3 protein-coding genes are annotated in these 18,882 nt (G+C 70.4%); 2 read left to right on the top strand and 1 reads right to left on the bottom strand.

Annotated elements, in window-relative coordinates:
- Positions 1 to 53: 53 nt before the first annotated feature.
- A complete protein-coding gene (locus ACIG5F_RS01895) occupies positions 54 to 320 on the bottom strand; it encodes a hypothetical protein (RefSeq protein ID WP_396515472.1) in 267 nt (88 codons plus the stop codon).
- A gap of 1,045 nt (positions 321 to 1,365) precedes the next feature.
- Between ACIG5F_RS01895 and ACIG5F_RS01890 the strand changes: the two genes are divergently transcribed.
- Both ACIG5F_RS01890 and ACIG5F_RS01885 read left to right on the top strand, forming a co-directional pair.
- Positions 1,366 to 18,666 carry a non-ribosomal peptide synthase/polyketide synthase gene (locus ACIG5F_RS01890; RefSeq protein ID WP_396515471.1) on the top strand — a complete coding sequence of 5,767 codons (17,301 nt, stop codon included), beginning with the start codon at positions 1,366 to 1,368 and terminating at the stop codon, positions 18,664 to 18,666.
- Positions 18,667 to 18,681: 15 nt separating this feature from the next.
- Positions 18,682 to 18,882, top strand: a complete 201-nt coding sequence (locus ACIG5F_RS01885) for an MbtH family protein (RefSeq protein ID WP_396515470.1) — start codon at positions 18,682 to 18,684, stop codon at positions 18,880 to 18,882.

Genomic DNA, 18,882 nt, shown 5'->3' with positions numbered 1-18,882 from the left:
TGGCTCAGCTGGAGGATCCCCGCCAGCACCGACCGACCCCGGCGAGACGTCCCTCACGCCGCCCGCTGCGCCGGAGGACTCGCCGATGCCAGCGCAGTTTCACCTGATGGTGTGAGCGTTGCCGGCAGCCATGTGCCCTTGGTCCCCGTGCCGGCCGCGGCGACCAGGCCGGCGTGCACCAGGTCTCGGGCCATCGCCTGGTCGCAGCAGGCCAGGCCGTCCACCCGGAAGTCGGGCTCGCGGCTGGCGGTCAGCTCGGCCCGGCCGGCCCGCACGGCCCGAAGCATCGCCAGCGCCCGGTGGGAGAGTGGAGTGGTCATCAGTGGGCTCCTTCCCGCTTGAGTGCCCGGTACACGGCCGCCGCCCGTCCGCGGTTCAGGTCCGGGCCGAGGGTGCGCCGACCCGACGGCGCCGGTGATCAGCCGTCTCGTGTCGGCGGCCGGCCCATCGGCGCAGTTCACGCCGCGTTCTTCGGTCGGTCCGATCGATTCCGGGGCGCCCGGCGGCGTGTTTGCCTCCTTATCACCGTTCACACCCGAGCCGTTCACTCGATCGCTTGAATCTGGCGAATCTGAACGGGGCCCGCGACCCTCCGAACCCGTTCGCCGAAGCGAATGGTTGCGGCGTGAAGTAACGGTGGCCGTTATCGGAATGAGTTGTTCGTGATTGGCGCGTGGCGCAGCCGTCACAAATTGGCCCGGGAATGCGATGTGGGTCACTGTAACGGCGGAGTCGCGTGACTTGCTGCACGTGCATACTTCCTACCGAGGGGTAGGAAATGCGGGGTTAACCCGATGTCAAGTTGCCGGACCTTGAGCTGACCGGCCGCACGGGTTGCGGCGTGTGACAGACACTCGAGCGGGTGTAACCCGTTGGAGGCAGGACTGGGAACCGCGCCGGACGGGACTCTGCTGGGGGTCCGCGTTTCGCGTTTTAAACCACTCTGATGGAGCAATCTCTCACGGGTGAGTGAAGTTCGGTCATTCCGATGGGGTTCCCACGTGCGTGTTACGGCCCTCGAACTGAACTGCCGGGGATACTCCGTTCGGCGGTAGAATTCGGTGGATTCGTTGGGCACCGTTGCCTACGGATCTCGATGGTTGTGGTGGCCCCGACTGTCGAGCTCATCGATCGCGGTCCGGTGACGACGGGACCCGGTTGTCCTTTTCGCGGCACGTCGGCGACGGGAAATCGCCACTGCGATGACGTGTGCGAACGGACCCGGGCAGGCCGTCGGCGCACGTCCGCGAATTGACCTCACCCTGCGGGCAGGCGCACGCACAACGCGCCTACCCACCCGTCAGGACGTGACCAGTGCCGTGACCGGCTCTGGCGATGCCCCGTGCCCGAAAGGTGCCCTGATCGATGTCCGTCCCACCGGAGTGGAACGCCACAGACCGGCCCGTGCCCGCGCGCACCCTGGCCCAGCTGGTCGAGGGCCAGGCCGTCCGCACCCCGGACGCGCCGGCCCTGCTGGGCGCGGACGGCACGGTCACCTTCGCCGAGCTGGACACGCGCGCGAACCGGCTGGCCTACCTGCTGGCCGGCCGGGGCGCGGGGCCGGAGCGGATCGTCGCGCTGGCCCTGCCGCGCTCGGCGGACCTGGTGACGGCGCAGCTGGCGGTGGCCAAGACCGGGGCGGCGTTCCTGCCGGTCGACCCGGACTATCCGAAAGAGCGAATATCGCTCATGTTCGATGACGCCGATCCGGTGCTGGTGGTGACCAGGCGGGCGCTGGCCGACCGGCTGCCGGCGGTGTCGATGATCACCATGGACACCCAGGGCCTGCTCGACGACCAGCCGGCCCGCGCGTTAGATCGTCCACAGTGCACCGATAACGCGGCGTACGTGATCTTCACGTCGGGGTCCACCGGCCGGCCCAAGGGTGTTGTGGTGACGCACGCCGGCCTGGCCAGCTTCGCCGCGGCCGAGATGGACCGCTACGAGGTCCGACCCGGCGACCGCGTGCTCCAGTTCTCCTCGCCGAGCTTCGACGCCTCCATCCTGGAACTGTGCATGTCGCTGCCGGCGGGCGCGGCGCTGGTGGTGCCGCCGCCGGGCCCGCTGCTCGGCGATCGACTGGCCGAGGTCCTCGCCTCGGGCCGCGTGACGCACGCGCTGATCCCGCCGGTGGCGCTGGCCACGGCGCCGGACACCAAGCTGGCCGACTTCCGCACCTTGATCGTCGGCGGCGACGCCTGCCCGGCCGACCTGGTCCGCCGGTGGGCCCCGGGCCGCCGCATGATCAACTCGTACGGCCCGACCGAGTCGACGGTGGTCGCGACGTGGAGCGATCCGCTGACGCCGGGCGGCATCCCGCCCATCGGCCGGCCGATCTGGAACACCAGGGCCCACGTCCTCGACGAGCAGTTGCGCCCGGTCGGCGTCGGCGTCACCGGTGAGCTCCACGTCGAGGGCATCGGCCTGGCCCGCGGCTACCTGCGGCGCCCGGGCCTGACCGCGTCACGGTTCCTGGCCAGCCCCTTCACGCCGGGGGCCCGCATGTACCGCACCGGCGACCTGGTCCGCTGGACCGCCGCCGGCGTGCTGGAGTTCGTCGGCCGCGTCGACCACCAGGTCAAGATCCGCGGCTTCCGGGTGGAGCTCGGCGAGATCGAGACGGCGCTGCGCGCGCACCCGCACGTCCGTGACGCGGTGGTGGTCGCCCGTGAGGACAAGCCCGGTGTGAAGCGCCTCGTCGGCTACGTCCTGAGCCGCACCGACGCCGACCTCCGGGAGTTCCTGGCCCGCACGCTGCCGGACTACATGGTGCCGGCGGCGATCATAGAGCTCGACGAGTTCCCGTTGGGACCCAACGGGAAGCTGGACCGCAAGGCGCTGCCCGAGCCGGACTGGTCGACCGCGCGCCGCACGCCGTACGCGGCCCCGCGCACCGAGGCCGAGCGGGTGCTGGCCGAGCTGTGGGGAGACCTGCTCGGGGTCGCGGACGTCGGCGTGCAGGACGACTTCTTCGAGTTGGGTGGCGACTCGATCCTCGGGGCCAAGCTGCTGGCCCGCGTCCGCACCAGCTTCGACGTCGACCTGTCGCCGCGGATCGTGTTCGACGCCCGCACGGTCGCCGGCATCGCCGAGCTGCTGCCGCCGCAGGCCTGCGCGGCCGGGGACCGCATCCGCCGCCGGCCGAGGACCGGGCCGGTCCCGATTTCCCCGGCGCAGCGGCGACTCTGGCTGATGAACGACCTGACGGCCGGCGACACCGAGTACAACTCCGCCATCGGCCTCCGGCTGCGCGGCCCGCTCGACGAGAAGGCCCTCCAGGATGCCCTGAACACGCTGGCCCGGCGGCACGAGTCGCTGCGCACGACGTTCGACACCGTCGACGGCGAGGTCGTGCAGGTGATCGCCGAGAGCGGATTCCTTCCGCTGCACCGGGTGGACGACATCGAGGCGGAGCTGGACCGGCCGTTCGACCTGCGCCGAGGTCCGCTGACCCGGGTCGGCCTGGTCGAGCTGGCCAGCGACGATCACGTGTTGTTGTTGTGCCAACACCACATCGTCACCGATGGCTGGTCGGTCGGCCTGCTGGTGGACGAGCTGATCACCCTCCACTCCGGTGGCCGGCTGCCGGCGGTGGGCGTCGAGTACGCGGATTTCGCGCTGTGGCAACGCGAACGGCTGACCGAGCGGCTGCGGGAGCGGCAACTGGCCTACTGGCGGCGCAAGCTGGCCGGCCTGGCCCCGCTGGAGCTGCCGACCGACCGTCCCCGGCCGCAGGTCCGCACGACCAATGGCGCGATCCGTCGCTACGACCTGCCGGCGGATCTGGTCCGCCGGCTGTCCGCCCTCGGCCAGGACCACGGCGCCACGCTGTTCATGACGCTGACGGCGGCGGTGCAGCTTCTGCTGGCCCGGCACAGCAATCAGCAGGACGTGGCCCTGGGCACCGTCGTCTCCGGCCGTGATCATGCCGAGCTGGAGCGGGTCATCGGGTTCTTCGTGAACACGCTGGTGCTGCGCTCCTGGGTCGAGCCGACGCAGCGCTTCCCGGACTTCCTGGCCGACGCCCGGGAAACGGTGCTGGAGGCGTTCGCCTACGCCGACCTGCCGTTCGACCAGGTGGTGGCCGACCTCCAGCCGGCGCGCGATCCGAGCCGGAGCCCGTTGGCCCAGGCCCTGATCATCCTCCAGAACGAGATGGTTCCGAGCGGCAGCACCGGGAACCTGCGCGTCGACGAGTACGATCTGCCGCGGCCGCGGGCCCGGTTCGACCTGGTCTTCGAGTTCGTGCCGCGGCACGGCGGCCTGGTCGTGGCCCTGGAGCACAACACCGATCTGTTCGACGCCGGCACGATCGACCGTATCGCCGGCCATCTCCGGGTGCTGCTGGACGGCATCGCGGCCGACCCGGACCGCACGGTCGGCGAGCTGCCGCTGCTGACCGACGTCGAGCGCAGGCATGTGCTTACGGAGTGGCAGGGGCCGGTGATCAACGCGCCGGCGACGACTCTGCCGGCGTTGTTCGAGCGCCAGGCGGAGGCCACGCCGGATGCGGTCGCGGTGGTGTGCGATGGCCGCGAGCTGACCTACCGCGAGCTCAGCGAACGCGCGAACCGCCTGGCCCGCAGGCTGATCGCCCAGGGGGCCGGCCCCGAGCGGCTGGTGGCGATCTCCATGCCCCGGTCCGAGCAGATGATCGTCGCGGTGCTGGGCGTGCTCAAGTCCGGCGCGGCCTACCTGCCGGTGGACCCGAACTACCCGGCCGAGCGCCGTGAGCTGATGATCGCCGACGCGCAGCCGGTCGTGGTGCTGACCGAGATCGGCGACGTGCCGGAGCAGGCCGACGACATCGGCGACACCGGCCTGATCCCGGCGCATCCGGCCTACGTTATCTACACGTCCGGCTCGACCGGTCGACCAAAGGGCGTGGTCGTCACGCACGGCAGCGCCGTGGAGCTGATGGCGTGGGCGGCCAAGGACTTCGGTGCGACCGGACTGTCCACTGTGGTCGCCTCCACCTCGCTCAACTTCGACGTCTCGGTGTTCGAGATCCTCTGCCCGCTGATGGTCGGCGGCCGCATCGAGGTGGTCCGGGACGTGCTGGCGCTGGGTGAACGCCCGGGCGCCGACTGGCCGGCGAGCCTGGTCGGCGGGGTGCCGTCGGCCTTCGCGCAGCTGCTGGCCCAGGGGGCCGTGTCGGTGGCGCCGGAGCACGTGGTGCTGGCCGGGGAAGCCTTGACGGCCAAGGCCGTGCGTGACGTCCGGCAGGCCCTGCCCAGCGCGCAGATCGCCAACATCTATGGCCCGACCGAGGCCACCGTCTACGCCACGGCGTGGTACGACGACAACTCCGACCGGAATCCGCCGATCGGCCGGCCCATCGCCAACACCAAGGCGTACGTGCTGGACTCGGCGTTGCGTCCGGCGCCCCCGGGCGTGACCGGCCAACTCTGCCTGGGCGGCACCGGTTTGGCCCGCGGCTACCTCAACCGCGGCGGCCTGACCGCGGACCGGTTCGTCGCCGACCCGTTCGGGCCGGCCGGCAGCCGCATGTACCTCACCGGCGACCTGGTGCGCTGGACCGCCGACGGTGAGCTGGAGTACCTGGGCCGGGTCGACCACCAGGTCAAGATCCGCGGCTTCCGGATCGAACTCGGTGAGATCGAGAACGCGTTGCTGGCCAACGACTCCGTCACCGACGCGGTGGTGGTCGTCCGCGAGGACGAAGGCCACAGGCGGCTGGTCGGCTACGTGGTCGGCGACGGCAAGGCGGACCTGCGGACGCACCTGTCGAAGTCGCTGCCGGAGTACATGGTGCCGGCCGGCTTCGTCTGGCTCGACCGGTTCCCGCTGAACCCCAACGGAAAGCTCGACCGGGCGGCGCTGCCGGAACCGGTCTGGGAGTCGCACGGCGTCGACTACATCGCGCCGCGCACCGACATCGAGCGGGCGCTGGCCGAGATCTGGGCCGACGTGCTGGGTCTGGCCCGGATCGGCGTGCTGGACAACTTCTTCGAGCTGGGCGGCGATTCGATCCTCAGCATCCGGGTCGTGGCCAAGGCGGCACAGGCCGGGATGACGGTCACGTCCCGGGACATCTTCCTCAACCAGACCATCGCCGCGCTGGCGACGACCGTGGTGGCGGGGGAGCGGATCGAACGCGGCCCGGCCGTCGGAGAGGTGCCGCTGACCCCTGTCCAGCGGTGGTTCCTCGACACTAATCCGGCCCGGCCCGGGCACTTCACCCAGAGCGTGGTGGCCACGTTCGACGAGCCGATCGACACCGACCGGCTCGCCGCCGCGCTCGGAAAGCTGGTGGGCCACCACGACATGCTCCGCGCCCGGTTCACCGACCGGCAGGAGATTCCCGCCGCGGCAACGGGAACCGTGCTGGGCAAGCCGAATCCGGTGTTCGACCTGACCAAGGGCCCGCTCCTCCGGGCCGCGATCACCGGCACGAACCAGGTGACGCTGTATGTGCATCACCTGGTGGTCGACGGTGTGTCGTGGCGAATCCTGCTCGACGACCTGAAAACCGGCTACGAGGGCGGCGAACTGCCGCCGCGCACCACATCGTTCCAGGAGTGGGCGCGCCGGATCGAGAGCCACGTATTCGACGACGAGCAGTACTGGCGGGCGATCGAGGACGTGCCGGTTCCGGTCGACACGGACGGCACGGACACGGCGGCCGACACGCGGGCGGTCAGCGTGCGGCTCGATGCCGAACAGACGCGGGCGCTGCTCCAGGACGTGCCGGGCGTGTATCGGACGCAGGTCAACGACGTTCTGCTGGCGGCGTTGGGCCGAGTCTTGGCGCGGTGGACCGGCAACCGGCGCGTGGTTGTCGACCTGGAGGGCCACGGCCGCGAGGACCTGTTCGACGGCGTGGACGTGTCGCGCACGGTCGGCTGGTTCACCGCGATCTTCCCGGTCTCGCTGGAGATCGACGGCGACTGGGCGCGGGATCTCAAGGCAGTGAAGGAACAACTGCGGTCGGTGCCGCACAAGGGCGTCTCCTACGGTGCGCTGCGGTATCTGACCGGGAGCGTGCCGGCGGTCGAGCCGGCCGTGAGCTTCAACTACCTCGGCCAGTTCGACGGGGCCAGCGAGATGGCGCTGTCCGAGGATCCGGCCGCGCCGCGCCGGCACCTGCTGGACGTGGTCGGCCGGGTTGAGAACGGGCGCCTGGAATTCACCTGGTTCCACGGATCACGGCACACGCCGGCGACCGTCGAGGGTCTGGCCGCTGACATGCGGCAGGCGTTGCTGGAGATCATCGACCACTGTGGACGGCCGGACACCGGCGGCCGGACTCCCTCGGACTTCCCGCTGGCCGGCCTCGATCAGTCCACCGTGGACCGACTGGTCGGCGATGGGCGTGGCGTCGAGGACATCTACCCGCTGACGCCAACGCAGGCCGGCATGGTGTTCCACCGCCTGGTGCAGCGCGGCCAGGGTGCGTACTTCCAGCAGGTCAGCTTCACCGTCGAGGCCGGACCGGACGAGCTGGCCAAGGCGTGGCAGGCCGTGGTGGATCGAACGCCAGTGCTGCGCAGCGACATCGTGTGGGAGGCCGTCGACCGGCCGGTGCAGGTGGTGCGGCGTACCGCCGAACTGCCGATCCGCCGCTACGAAGGCGACTTTGACGCTCTGTTGGCCGAGGACCGGGCTGCCGGTCTGGACTTGTCGACCGCCCCGCTGATGCGGATCACGTTGGTGGCGCGGGGTTCGGCGACAAGAGTGCTGTGGACGTTCCACCACCTGCTGCTGGACGGCTGGAGCCTGTTCCAGGTGCTCTCGGACGTCATGGCGACCGTGCGCGGCGAGGAAATCCCGGTGCGGCGGCCGTTCCGGGACTACGTGTCCTGGTTGTCCGAACAGGACACTGCGGCGGCTGAGGAGTTCTGGCGCGGGCGCACATGCGACCGTACGCCGCTGCCGTTCGACCGCCAGCCCTCGGGAGTCACCGAGTCGACGGCCAGCCTGCGCATCGACTTCCCGGCCGACGCCGTGCGGGAAATGGCCCAGCGCAACGGCCTGACCGTCAATACGGTCGTGCAAGGCGCCTGGGCACTGCTGCTGGCCCGGCACTGCGGGCAGCGGCAGGTGTGCTTCGGCAGCACGGTTTCCGGCCGCCCGGCGGATCTGCCCGGTGCCGATGAGATCACCGGCATCTTTATCGCCACGCTGCCGTCCGTTGTGGACGTCGACGAAAGCCAGCCGTTGGTGCCGTGGTTGCGGCGGATTCAGGACGAGCAGGCCCAAGCCCGCCGATTCGACTACGCACCGCCGACCGGCACGCTGTTCGACAGCATCCTGGTGTTCGAGAACTATCCGGTGGCGGCTGATCTCGGCCTGCGGGAGCTGCGCGGCGTCGAGACCACGAACTACCCGCTGGCCGTGGTTGCCTACCCGGGGGAGCGGCTGACGCTGGCCTTCGGCTACGACCCGAACCTGTTCGACCAGGCGACGATCGCCGGCCTGGCCGACCGGCTGCGCCGGCTGATCGAGGAGATCGCCGCCGACCGTTCGCTGTCGGTCCGCCCGCTGTCAGCACTGCCGATGCTCACCGACGACGACCGGGATCTGCTGCTTCACCGGTACAACAACACCGCGCACCCGCTGCCGGACCTGAGTGTGGTCGATCTGTTCGCGGCCCAGGTGCGACGCCGTGCGGATGCCCTCGCCGTCGACGACCTGACCTACGCGGAGCTGGACCGGCGGTCGAACCGGTTGGCCCACCGGCTGATCGAGCTCGGCGTCGAACGGGACCGGCCGGTGGCGTTGCTGCTGGAGCGGTCGCCGGAGCTGGTGGTGGCCGAGCTGGCGGTGCTCAAGGCCGGCGGTGCGTACCTGCCGTTGGACGCCCGCGCCCCGCAGGATCGCCTCCGCCTGCTGGCCGCCGACGCCTCGGTCGTGATCACCGACGAGAAGTGGCGTTCGGTGGCCGATACGGTCCACAGTGGACCGACAGCGACGACCGACGACGGTGACAACGACACGCACCCCGAAGTTCAGGTGCACCCGGCGAATCTCGCCTACGTGATGTTCACTTCGGGTTCCACCGGCGTGCCCAAGGGGGTCGCCGTCACCCACGCGGACATCGTCGGCCTGGCGGCCGACCGGTCGTTCCGCCAGGGCCACCACGCCGTGCTGCTGCACTCTCCGCAGGCCTTCGACGCCACCACGTATGAGGTCTGGGTGCCGCTGCTCAACGGTGGCCGGGTGATCGTCGCGCCGCCGGGTGACGTCGACGCTTCGGTGATCCGCTGGGCGATTGCCCAGGGCGTGACCGGAATGTGGCTCACGGCCGGGCTGTTCCGGCTGTTCGCCGCGCAAGACCCTAACTGCTTCAAGGGCCTTACCGAGGTGTGGACCGGCGGCGATGTGGTGCCGGCCGACGCCGTGCGCCGAGTGGTGGCCACTGGTGTGTCCGTTGTGGATGGTTATGGGCCGACGGAGACCACGACCTTCGCCTCCTGGCACAGGATGTCCGGGCCGGTGCCGGACTCGGTGCCGATCGGGTCGCCGCTGGACAACATGCGCCTGCACGTGCTGGACGCCGATCTGCGGCTGGTGCCGCCGGGTGTGGTCGGCGAGCTGTTCATCGGCGGCGTCGGCGTGGCCCGCGGCTACCACGGCCAGCCGGGGCTGACGGCGTCCCGGTTCGTGGCAGACCCCTTTGGCACTGGGGAACGGCTGTACCGGACCGGTGACCTGGTGCGGTGGCGTGAGGGCGTGCTGGAGTTCGTGGGGCGGGCCGACGACCAGGTGAAGGTCCGGGGTTTCCGGATCGAGCTGGGGGAGATCGAGGCCGCGCTGGGCGCGCACCCGGCCGTCGAGCAGGCGGTTGTGGCTGTGCGCAGCGATGACGGCCGCAAGCGGCTCGTCGGCTATGTGGTCGGCTCGGCCGAGGGATTGCGGGAGCACCTGGCGGAGCGGCTGCCGGACTACATGGTGCCGGCGGTGATCGTCCGGTTGGACGAGTTGCCGCTCAACAACACCGGGAAGGTAGACCGCAAGGCGCTGCCGGCCCCGGAGATCATCACCCGTGGTCACGTCGAACCCCGCACCGACGCCGAGCGGACGTTGGCCGCGATCTGGGCCGAGGTGCTGCGGCTGGACCGGGTCGGCGTGGAGGACAACTTCTTCGAGCTGGGCGGCGATTCGATCGTCAGCATCCAGGTCGTTTCCAGGGCCCGGCAAGCCGGCCTGAGCCTGATGCCGGGGGACCTGTTCACCCGTCCGACCATCGCCGCGCTCGCGGCGGCGGCCGGCACCGCGGTCACCGTCACGGCGAGCCAGGACGCGGTGACCGGCGACGCCCCGCTCACGCCCGTGCAGCGGTGGTTCCTCGACGCCGAACCTGTGAACGCCGAGCACTTCACCCAGACCATGCTGCTCGACGTGCCCGGCGACGCCGAGGCGATCGACCGCGCCCTGAACGTGCTGGTGGCGCACCACGACGCGCTGCGCACGACTTTCGGCGCGCAGCAGACGACTGGTCCGGTCCAGACCACGCGGATCCTTGACGGCCGGCCGTTCGATCTGGCCAAGGGGCCGCTGTTCCGGGCCTCGATGGTCGACGGAAAGCTGCTGATCGAGGCCCATCACCTGGTCGTCGACACCGTGTCGTGGCGGATCCTGGCCGAGGACCTGCGGTCCGCGCTGCGCGGCGAGCCGCTGCCGGCCAAGACGACGTCCTTCCAGGAGTGGTCCCGAAGGCTGGCCGAGTTCGCGGCGACCGGTGGCTTCGACGACGAGCTGCCGCACTGGAAGTCCCTGAGCAGCGGTGATTCGCTGCCGGTCGACGCCGATGGGGTGAACACGCGGGGCTCGGTCCGGACGATCACCGTCGGCCTCGACGCCGAGCACACCCGGGCGCTGCTCCAGGACGTGCCGGGCGTCTACCGCACGCAGGTCAACGACGTGCTGCTGAGCGCCCTCGGCCACATCCTGGGCGGCTGGACCGGGCGTGACCGAGTGCTGGTCGATCTTGAGGGCCACGGCCGCGAGCAGCTGTTCGAGGATGTCGACCTGTCCCGCACGGTCGGCTGGTTCACCTCGATCTTCCCGGTCGAACTGGTCACCGGGGCCGACTGGGACAAAACCCTCAAGGCTGTCAAGGAAAACCTGCGCTCGGTGCCGCGTCGCGGAATCGGCTACGGGGCGCTGCGGCACCTCACCGGCGCCGCGCCGGCCGTCGATCCGGAGATCAGTTTCAACTACCTGGGGCAGTTCAGCGGAGACGGCTCGATCGGAGGCTCCGCCGACCCGGGTCAACGCCGGCCGCACCTGCTGGACGTGATCGCGCTGGTCCAGCACGACCGCCTCGAGCTGACCTGGCACTACTCGGACCAGGTCCACGCCGAGGCGACCGTGCGCGGCCTCGCCGACGGAATGGTCAACGCACTCAAGGACATCGTCCGGCACTGCGCCCGGCCGGGCGTCGGGGGCCGGACCCCGTCGGACTTCCCGCTGGCCCGGCTCAGCCAGTCCGATGTGGACGGACTGGTCGGCGACGGCCGGACCGTCGAGGACATCTACCCGCTGACCCCGCTCCAGGCCGGCATGGTTTTCCACAGCCTGGTCGACGGCTCCTCCGGCGCCTACTTCAACCAGGTCCAGCTGCGCCTGACCGGCATCGAAGACGTGGTCGCGTTCGCCAAGGCCTGGCAACGGGTCGTGGACCGGACGCCGGTGTTGCGCAGCCGGATCGTGTGGGACGGCCTGGCCGAGCCGGTGCAGGTCGTCCAGCGCGAGGTGACGCTGCCGGTCACCATCCTCGACTGGACCGCCGACGATCTCGATGACAAGCTGCGAGAACTGCTGGACAACGACCGGGCCGGCGGGCTCGATCTCGCCGCCGCGCCGCTGATGCGGGTGACGCTGGCCAAGCTCGCGGCCGACGACGTGCTGCTGGTCTGGACGTTCCACCACGTGCTGCTCGACGGCTGGAGCTGCGCGCAGCTCGTGCAGGAAGTGTGCGAGGACTACAAGGCTGTCGGCGCTGCGCAGCGACGGACGCCATTCGCCGAGTACCTGCGCTGGCTGTCCACTCAGGACGTTGCTCAGGCGGAATCGTTCTGGCGCACCGCGTTGGACGGCGTCGAAGGTCCGACGACGCTCCCGTTCGACCGGCAGCCGGTGGAATCGCACCGGGCGCAGTCGTGCGCGACCGTCCGTGTCGACTACCCGGCCGAACCGGTGCGGGAACTGGCGCATCGCCTCGGCCTGACCGTGAACACCGTTGTCCAGGCCGGGTGGGGCCTGTTGTTGGGTCGCCGCAGCGGCAGCGATGACGTGGTGTTCGGCACCACGGTGTCGGGTCGGCCGGCCGATCTGCCCGGCGTGGAATCCATGGTGGGCATGGTGATCAACACCTTGCCGAGCCGGATTCGGCTGGCCGCCGGGCTTTCCGTCGCCGACTGGCTGCGGGACGTGCAGCGCGAGCTGTCCGAGGCCCGGCAGCACGACTTCGTGTCGTTGGCCCAGTTGCAGGGCTGGGTCGGCGCGACCCTGTTCGACAGCCTGCTGGTGTTCGAGAACTACCCGTTCGACGAGGAAGCCATCGCCGCGCACGGCATCGGCATGCGCGGCATGGGCGAGGTCCAGCCGACCAACTATCCGCTCAGCGTCGTCGTGCAACCAGGCGACACCCTCGCCGTCAGCTTCGACTACGACCCGACGTTGTTCGACGAGTCGACCATTCGGGGTTTGGCCGACCAGCTCGACCTCGTGCTCACGGCCCTCACGCGTGACCCCGGACAGCCGGTCCGCAGCGTGGATCTGCTGACCGAGGCCGACCGCCAGCTGGTGCTGCGCGAGTGGAACGCCACCGCGACCGCCCCCAGCTTCGACACCGTCCTGACTGCTTTCGCCCGGCAGGATCGCGATGCCCTGGCGGTCGACGACCTCACGTATGCCGAACTCGACGCCCGGGCCAACCGCCTGGCCAACCGGCTGATCAAGCTTGGCGTGCGCGTCGAGGACCGGGTCGGGCTGCGCATGGAGCGGTCGGTCGACCTGGTGATCGCCGAACTGGCCGTGCTCAAGGCCGGGGCCGCGTACGTGCCGCTCGATCTGCGGGCCCCGGCCCAGCGGCAGCAGGCCGTGCTGGATCAGGCCGGCGTGCGGATCGTCCTGGAGGACGCCGAGTCGGACGATCCCGCCACCGACCCGGGAATCCGGGTCAGCCGGGCCAATCTGGCCTACGTGATGTTCACGTCCGGCTCGACCGGCCTGCCCAAGGGTGTGGCGGTGACGCACGCCGACATCGTCGAGCTGGCCCGGGATCGGTCCTTCGCTGCCGGCCACGGCACGACGTTGCTCCATTCGCCGCAGGCTTTCGACGCCGTCACCTATGAGATGTGGGTGCCGCTGCTCAACGGTGGCCGGGTGATCGTCGCGCCGCCGGGTGACGTCGACGCCTCGGTGATCCGCTGGGCGGTCGCGCAGGGCGTGACCGGGATGTGGCTGACCGCCGGCCTGTTCCGGTTGTTGGCCCAGGAGGACCCCCGCTGCTTCAAGGGTCTTGCCGAGGTGTGGACCGGTGGTGACGTGGTGCCGGCCGACGCCGTGCGCCGAGTGGTTGCCGTTGGTGTGTCCGTTGTGGACGGTTATGGGCCGACGGAGACCACCACCTTCGCCTCCCGGCACAAGATGCGGGGAACGGTGCCGGACTCGGTGCCGATCGGGTCGCCGCTGGACAACATGCGCCTGTACGTCCTGGACGGTGACCAGCGGCTGGTGCCGCCGGGAACCGTGGGCGAGCTGTTCATCGGCGGAGCCGGCGTGGCCCGCGGCTACATCGGCCGCCCTGGGCTGACGGCCTCGCGGTTCGTCGCGAACCCGTTCGGCACTGGGGATCGGCTGTACCGGACCGGTGACCTGGTGCGGTGGCGTGACGGCGTGGTGGAGTTCGTGGGGCGGGCCGATGACCAGGTGAAGGTCCGGGGTTTCCGGATCGAGCTGGGGGAGATCGAGGCGGCGCTGGCCGCGCATCCGTCTGTCGAGCAGGCAGTGGTGGCCGTCCGTGTCGACGAGGGGCGCAAACGGCTCGTCGGCTATGTGGTCGGTGAGGCCTCAGATCTGAAGGAGTTCCTGGCCGAGCGGCTGCCGGACTACATGGTGCCGGCGGTGATCGTGCCGCTGGCGGAGCTTCCGCTCAGCCGCAACGGAAAGGTCGACCGCGCGGCGCTGCCGGCGCCCGAACTGGCGACCAGCACTGGATATCGGCCGCCGCGCACGGACAACGAGCGCATCCTGGCCGACATCTGGGCCGAGATCCTCGGCGCCGAGCGGCCGGGCGTGGAGGACAACTTCTTCGAGCTCGGTGGCGACTCCATCCTCAGCATCCAGGTCGTGTCCCGGGCCCGCGCCGCCGGCCTCAACCTCACGCCGCGGGATCTGTTCGCGCACCCGACGATCGCGGCGCTGGCGGCCAACGCCACGACCGCCGTGCAGATCGTCGCCGAGCAGGGGCCGGTGAGCGGTGAAGTCCCGCTGACCCCGATCCAGCGCTGGTACCTCGACGGCAACCCGGTCGCGCCGGAGTCGTTCACCCAGTCCATGCGCATCGAGTGGCCGCAGGACTTCGACATCGCGGTGCTGCGGGCCGCACTGTCCATTGTGGTCTCACATCACGACGCGCTGCGGATGCGGTTCCACCGGATCGATGGCCAGTGGTGGCAACACAACGCACCCGACGAGCCGGCGGACATCCTCGACGCGGAGATCAACCTCGCCGACGGCCCGGTGATCACCGCCCGGTTGGTCGAGCCGAACGTGCTGGTGCTGACCGCCCACCACCTGGTGATCGACGGCGTCTCCTGGCGAGTGCTGGTCGAGGACGTGGAGGCGGCCTACCACCGGAAGGCCCTGGCCCCCAAGACAACCTCCTTCCGGGAGTGGTCGCAGCGGCTCGACAAGCACGACTTCGGCGCGGAGATCGCGTACTGGACGGGCATGACCGCCGACCCGGCGCTGCCCACGGACGGCAACGGCCCCAACACCTTCGCCACCACGACCACCGTGACCGCCGGCCTGGACGCCATCCAGACCAGGGCGTTGCTCCAGGACGTGCCGGGCGTCTACCGGACGCGGGTCGACGACGTGCTGCTGGCCGCCCTCGGCCGGGTCCTCGCCGACTGGACCGGGCGCGACCGGGTGCTGGTCGACCTCGAAGGCCACGGCCGTGAGCACCTGTTCGACGACGTCGACCTGTCTCGCACGGTCGGCTGGTTCACCTCGATGCACCCGGTCGAGCTGACCGTGGGCAAGGACTGGGCCGAGACCCTGAAGTCGGTCAAGGAGCAACTCCGTGCGGTGCCGAACAAAGGCGTCGCCGGGTTGATCCACGCCACCGCCGAGCCGCGGATCAGCTTCAACTATCTCGGCCAGTTCAGCGACGCCGGCACGCTCGACTCGGCCATCGGCCCGGACGAGCGGCGGCCGCACCAGCTCGACGTCGTCGGCGTCGTGCAGGGCGGCAAGCTCGAACTGACCTGGCAGTACTCGACACAGTTGCACCGGGAATCCACGGTCAGGCGGCTCGCCGGCAACCTCGTCGCCGCGCTGCACGAGATCATCCGGCACTGCGCCGAGCCGGCGTCGGGCGGCTGCACGCCGTCCGACTTCCCACTCGCCGGCCTGGCTCAGCACCAGATCGACCGGATCGCCGGCAACGGGCGGGACGTCGAGGACATCTACCCGCTGACGCCGATGCAGGCCGGCATGGTGTTCCACGGACTGTCCCAACAGGACCGTGGGCTCTACTTCGAGCAGGTAGCCTTCGTGCTCACGGATTCGCCGGACCCGATCCGGCTGGCCGAGGCCTGGCAACGGGTTGTGGACCGCACGCCGGTGCTGCGCAGCCGAATGGTGTGGGACGGGGTGCCGGAGCCGCTTCAGGTTGTGGACCGGCACGTCAAGGTGCCGATCCTCACCTACGACTGGCAGGGCCTGGACCGCGAGGCGATGTTGGCCGACCTGCTCGACGACGACCGGCGTGCCGGCTTCGACCTCGCCACCGGTCCGCTGCTGCGGATCACCATGGCCCGGCTGTCGCCGACCGAGGTCCAGCTGGTCTGGTCCTTCCACCACGTGCTGCTCGATGGCTGGTCCGTGTTCCAGGTGCTGTCCGACGTGTTCGCCGCCACGGGTGGCGGGGAGTTGCCGGTGCGCCGGCCGTTCGCCGACTATGTGGCGTGGATGCGGCGGCAGGACCTGGCCGCCGCCGACGAGTACTGGCGGGAACTGCTCGCCGGCATCGAGGGATCGACACCGCTGCCGTACGACCGGACGCCGACCACCAGCCACGACACGGCATCCACCCAGTGGGTGTCGGAGTGGCTGGATGCGCGGGCGGCCAGCCGGGTGCACGAGTTCGCTCGCCGACGCCGGCTGACCGTGAACGCGGTCGTGCAGGGCGCGTGGGCGTTGCTGCTGTCCCGCTACAGCGGGCAGGGTGACGTCTGCTTCGGGACGACCGTGTCCGGTCGGCCGGCCGACCTGCCCGGGGCCGACGACATCACCGGGATCTTCATCAACACCCTGCCGGTGCGGGCGGCCGTCGACGCGCGAATGTCTACTGTGGACTGGCTGCTGGAGTTGCAGCGGGCGCAGGCGGAATCGCGGCGGTTCGAGCACGTTCCGCTGTCCCGGCTGCAATCCCTGGCCGGCGTGCCGACGCTGTTCGACAGCGCCGTGGTGTTCGAGAACTACCCGGTCAGCGACCAACCGGGCATCCGCGACCTGGATGCCATGGAGGCGACCAACTACGCGTTGACTGTCGTGGGCGTGCCGGGGGAGACCCTGACCCTGGGCATCGGCTACGACCCGGAGCTGTTCGACGAGAACACGGTGCGGCGCATGGTCGGGCACCTCGTCCAGGTCGTGGAAGCCATGTGCGACAACCCGATCCTCGGCGACATCGACGTGCTCACCGCGGCCGAGCGGAACCACCTGCTGACCGGTGTGAACGCGACCGGCCGGGTGGTGGCGCCGGCCACGTTGTCCGAGCTGGTCGAGGCTCAGGCGGCCCGCACGCCGGACGCCGTCGCGGTGCTGGCCGACACCACGCTCACCTTCGCGGAGCTCGATCGTCGGGCCAACCAACTGGCCCGCCGGCTGATCACCGCCGGGGCCGGGCCGGAGAAGATCGTCGCGCTGGCCATGCCCCGGTCGCTGGAGATCATCGTGGCCCAGCTGGCCGTGCTCAAGGCCGGGGCCGCGTACCTGCCGATCGACCCGGCGTACCCGGCCGAGCGCATCGAGTTCATGCTCGACGACGCCAAGCCGGTGCTGGTGATCACCATGCCCGGCAGCGATAGTGCCGGCGGTCTGGTGATGGACGGGTCCGAACGGTCCCTTTCGGACGAACCAGTCGTCAAGGCGGTGTCGCCGACCAGCCCGGCGTATGTGATCTACACGTCCGGATCCACCGGCCGGCCCAAGGGTGTCGTCGTCACCCACGCCGGCCTGGCCAGCTTCTCCGCCGCCGAGATCGAACACTTCGACGTGCGGCCGGGCGACCGGGTCCTCCAGTTCGCCTCGCCCAGCTTCGACGCCTCGGTGCTGGAACTCTGCATGTCATTGCCGGCCGGTGCGGCGCTGGTCGTCCCGCCGCCGGGACCGCTGCTCGGCGAACACCTCGCCGCGGTCTTCAGCGGCCGGGAGATCACGCACGCGCTGGTCCCGCCGGTGGCGATGGCGACGGTGCCGGACGTCCAACTCCCGTCCCTGCGCACGTTGATCCTCGGCGGCGACGCCTGCACACCCGACCTCGTGGCCCGGTGGGCCCCGGGCCGGCGGCTGATCAACGCGTACGGGCCGACCGAGTCCACGGTGGTCGCGACCTGGAGCGAGCCGCTCGAACCCGGCGGCACGCCGCCGATCGGCCGGCCGATCCACAACACCAGGACGTACGTGCTCGACGACGGCCTGCGGCCGGTTCCCGTTGGCGTGCCGGGGGAGTTGTACGTGGCCGGCATCGGTTTGGCCCGTGGCTACCTCGACCGGCCCGGCCTGACCGCCTCCCGGTTCGTGGCCAACCCGTTCGAGCCGGGCGTTCGGATGTACCGCACCGGCGACCTGGTCCGGTGGAACGCCGACAACGAGCTGGAGTTCCTGGGCCGGGCCGACAACCAGGTCAAGATCCGCGGCTTCCGGGTGGAGCCCGGGGAGATCGAGGCCGTGCTCACCGCGCACCCGGATGTCAAGGCAGCGGCGGTGATCGCGGTTGAACAGCGGCTGGTGGGGTACATCGTGGGGGAGACGGGTGGCCTCCGGGAGCACCTCTCCGGCCGACTCCCCGCGCACATGGTGCCTTCGGTGTTCGTGCCGGTGGCCGAGCTTCCCCTCACACCCAACGGAAAGCTCGACCGGCGGGCGCTGCCGGCCCCGACTCCGGAGCCGGTGACCACCGGGTTCGCGGCGCCGCAGACCGAGACCGAGGAGGTGCTCGCCGGCATCTGGGCCGAGGCGCTGAGCCTGGACCGGGTCGGCGTCACCGACAACTTCTACGACCTGGGCGGCGATTCCGTGCGCAGCCTGCACATCACGTCCATGGTCCGCACGGCCTTCGACGTCGACCTGACGCCGCGGGACGTGCTGGCCAGCGGCACCGTGACCGCCCTCGCCGAGCTCATCGAGGAGCGGGTCCTGCTCGAACTGGAACGCGTCGCCTTCGGCGACGACGAGAACTGAAAGGCGAACGAGACCGTGCGCGACGACATCGACTATCAGGTGCTGGTCAACGACGAGGAGCAGTACTCCCTGTGGCCGCTGGCCAACGAGGTTCCGGCCGGCTGGCGGCCCACCGGCTTCCAGGGCGGCAAGCAGGAGTGCATGGACCACGTGGACGAGGTGTGGACCGACATGCGCCCGCGCAGCCTGCGCGAATGGATGGCAGCCAACCACTGA

Source organism: Kutzneria sp. NPDC052558, assembly GCF_044547355.1.
Taxonomy (GTDB): Bacteria; Actinomycetota; Actinomycetes; order Mycobacteriales; family Pseudonocardiaceae; genus Kutzneria.
This window is presented reverse-complemented; position numbering and strand designations above follow the sequence as displayed.

Coding starts and splice junctions, on each gene's coding strand:
- ACIG5F_RS01895 (WP_396515472.1), bottom strand. CDS start 320: ATGACCACTCCACTCTCCCACCGGGCGCTGGCGATGCTTCGGGCCGTG.
- ACIG5F_RS01890 (WP_396515471.1), top strand. CDS start 1,366: ATGTCCGTCCCACCGGAGTGGAACGCCACAGACCGGCCCGTGCCCGCG.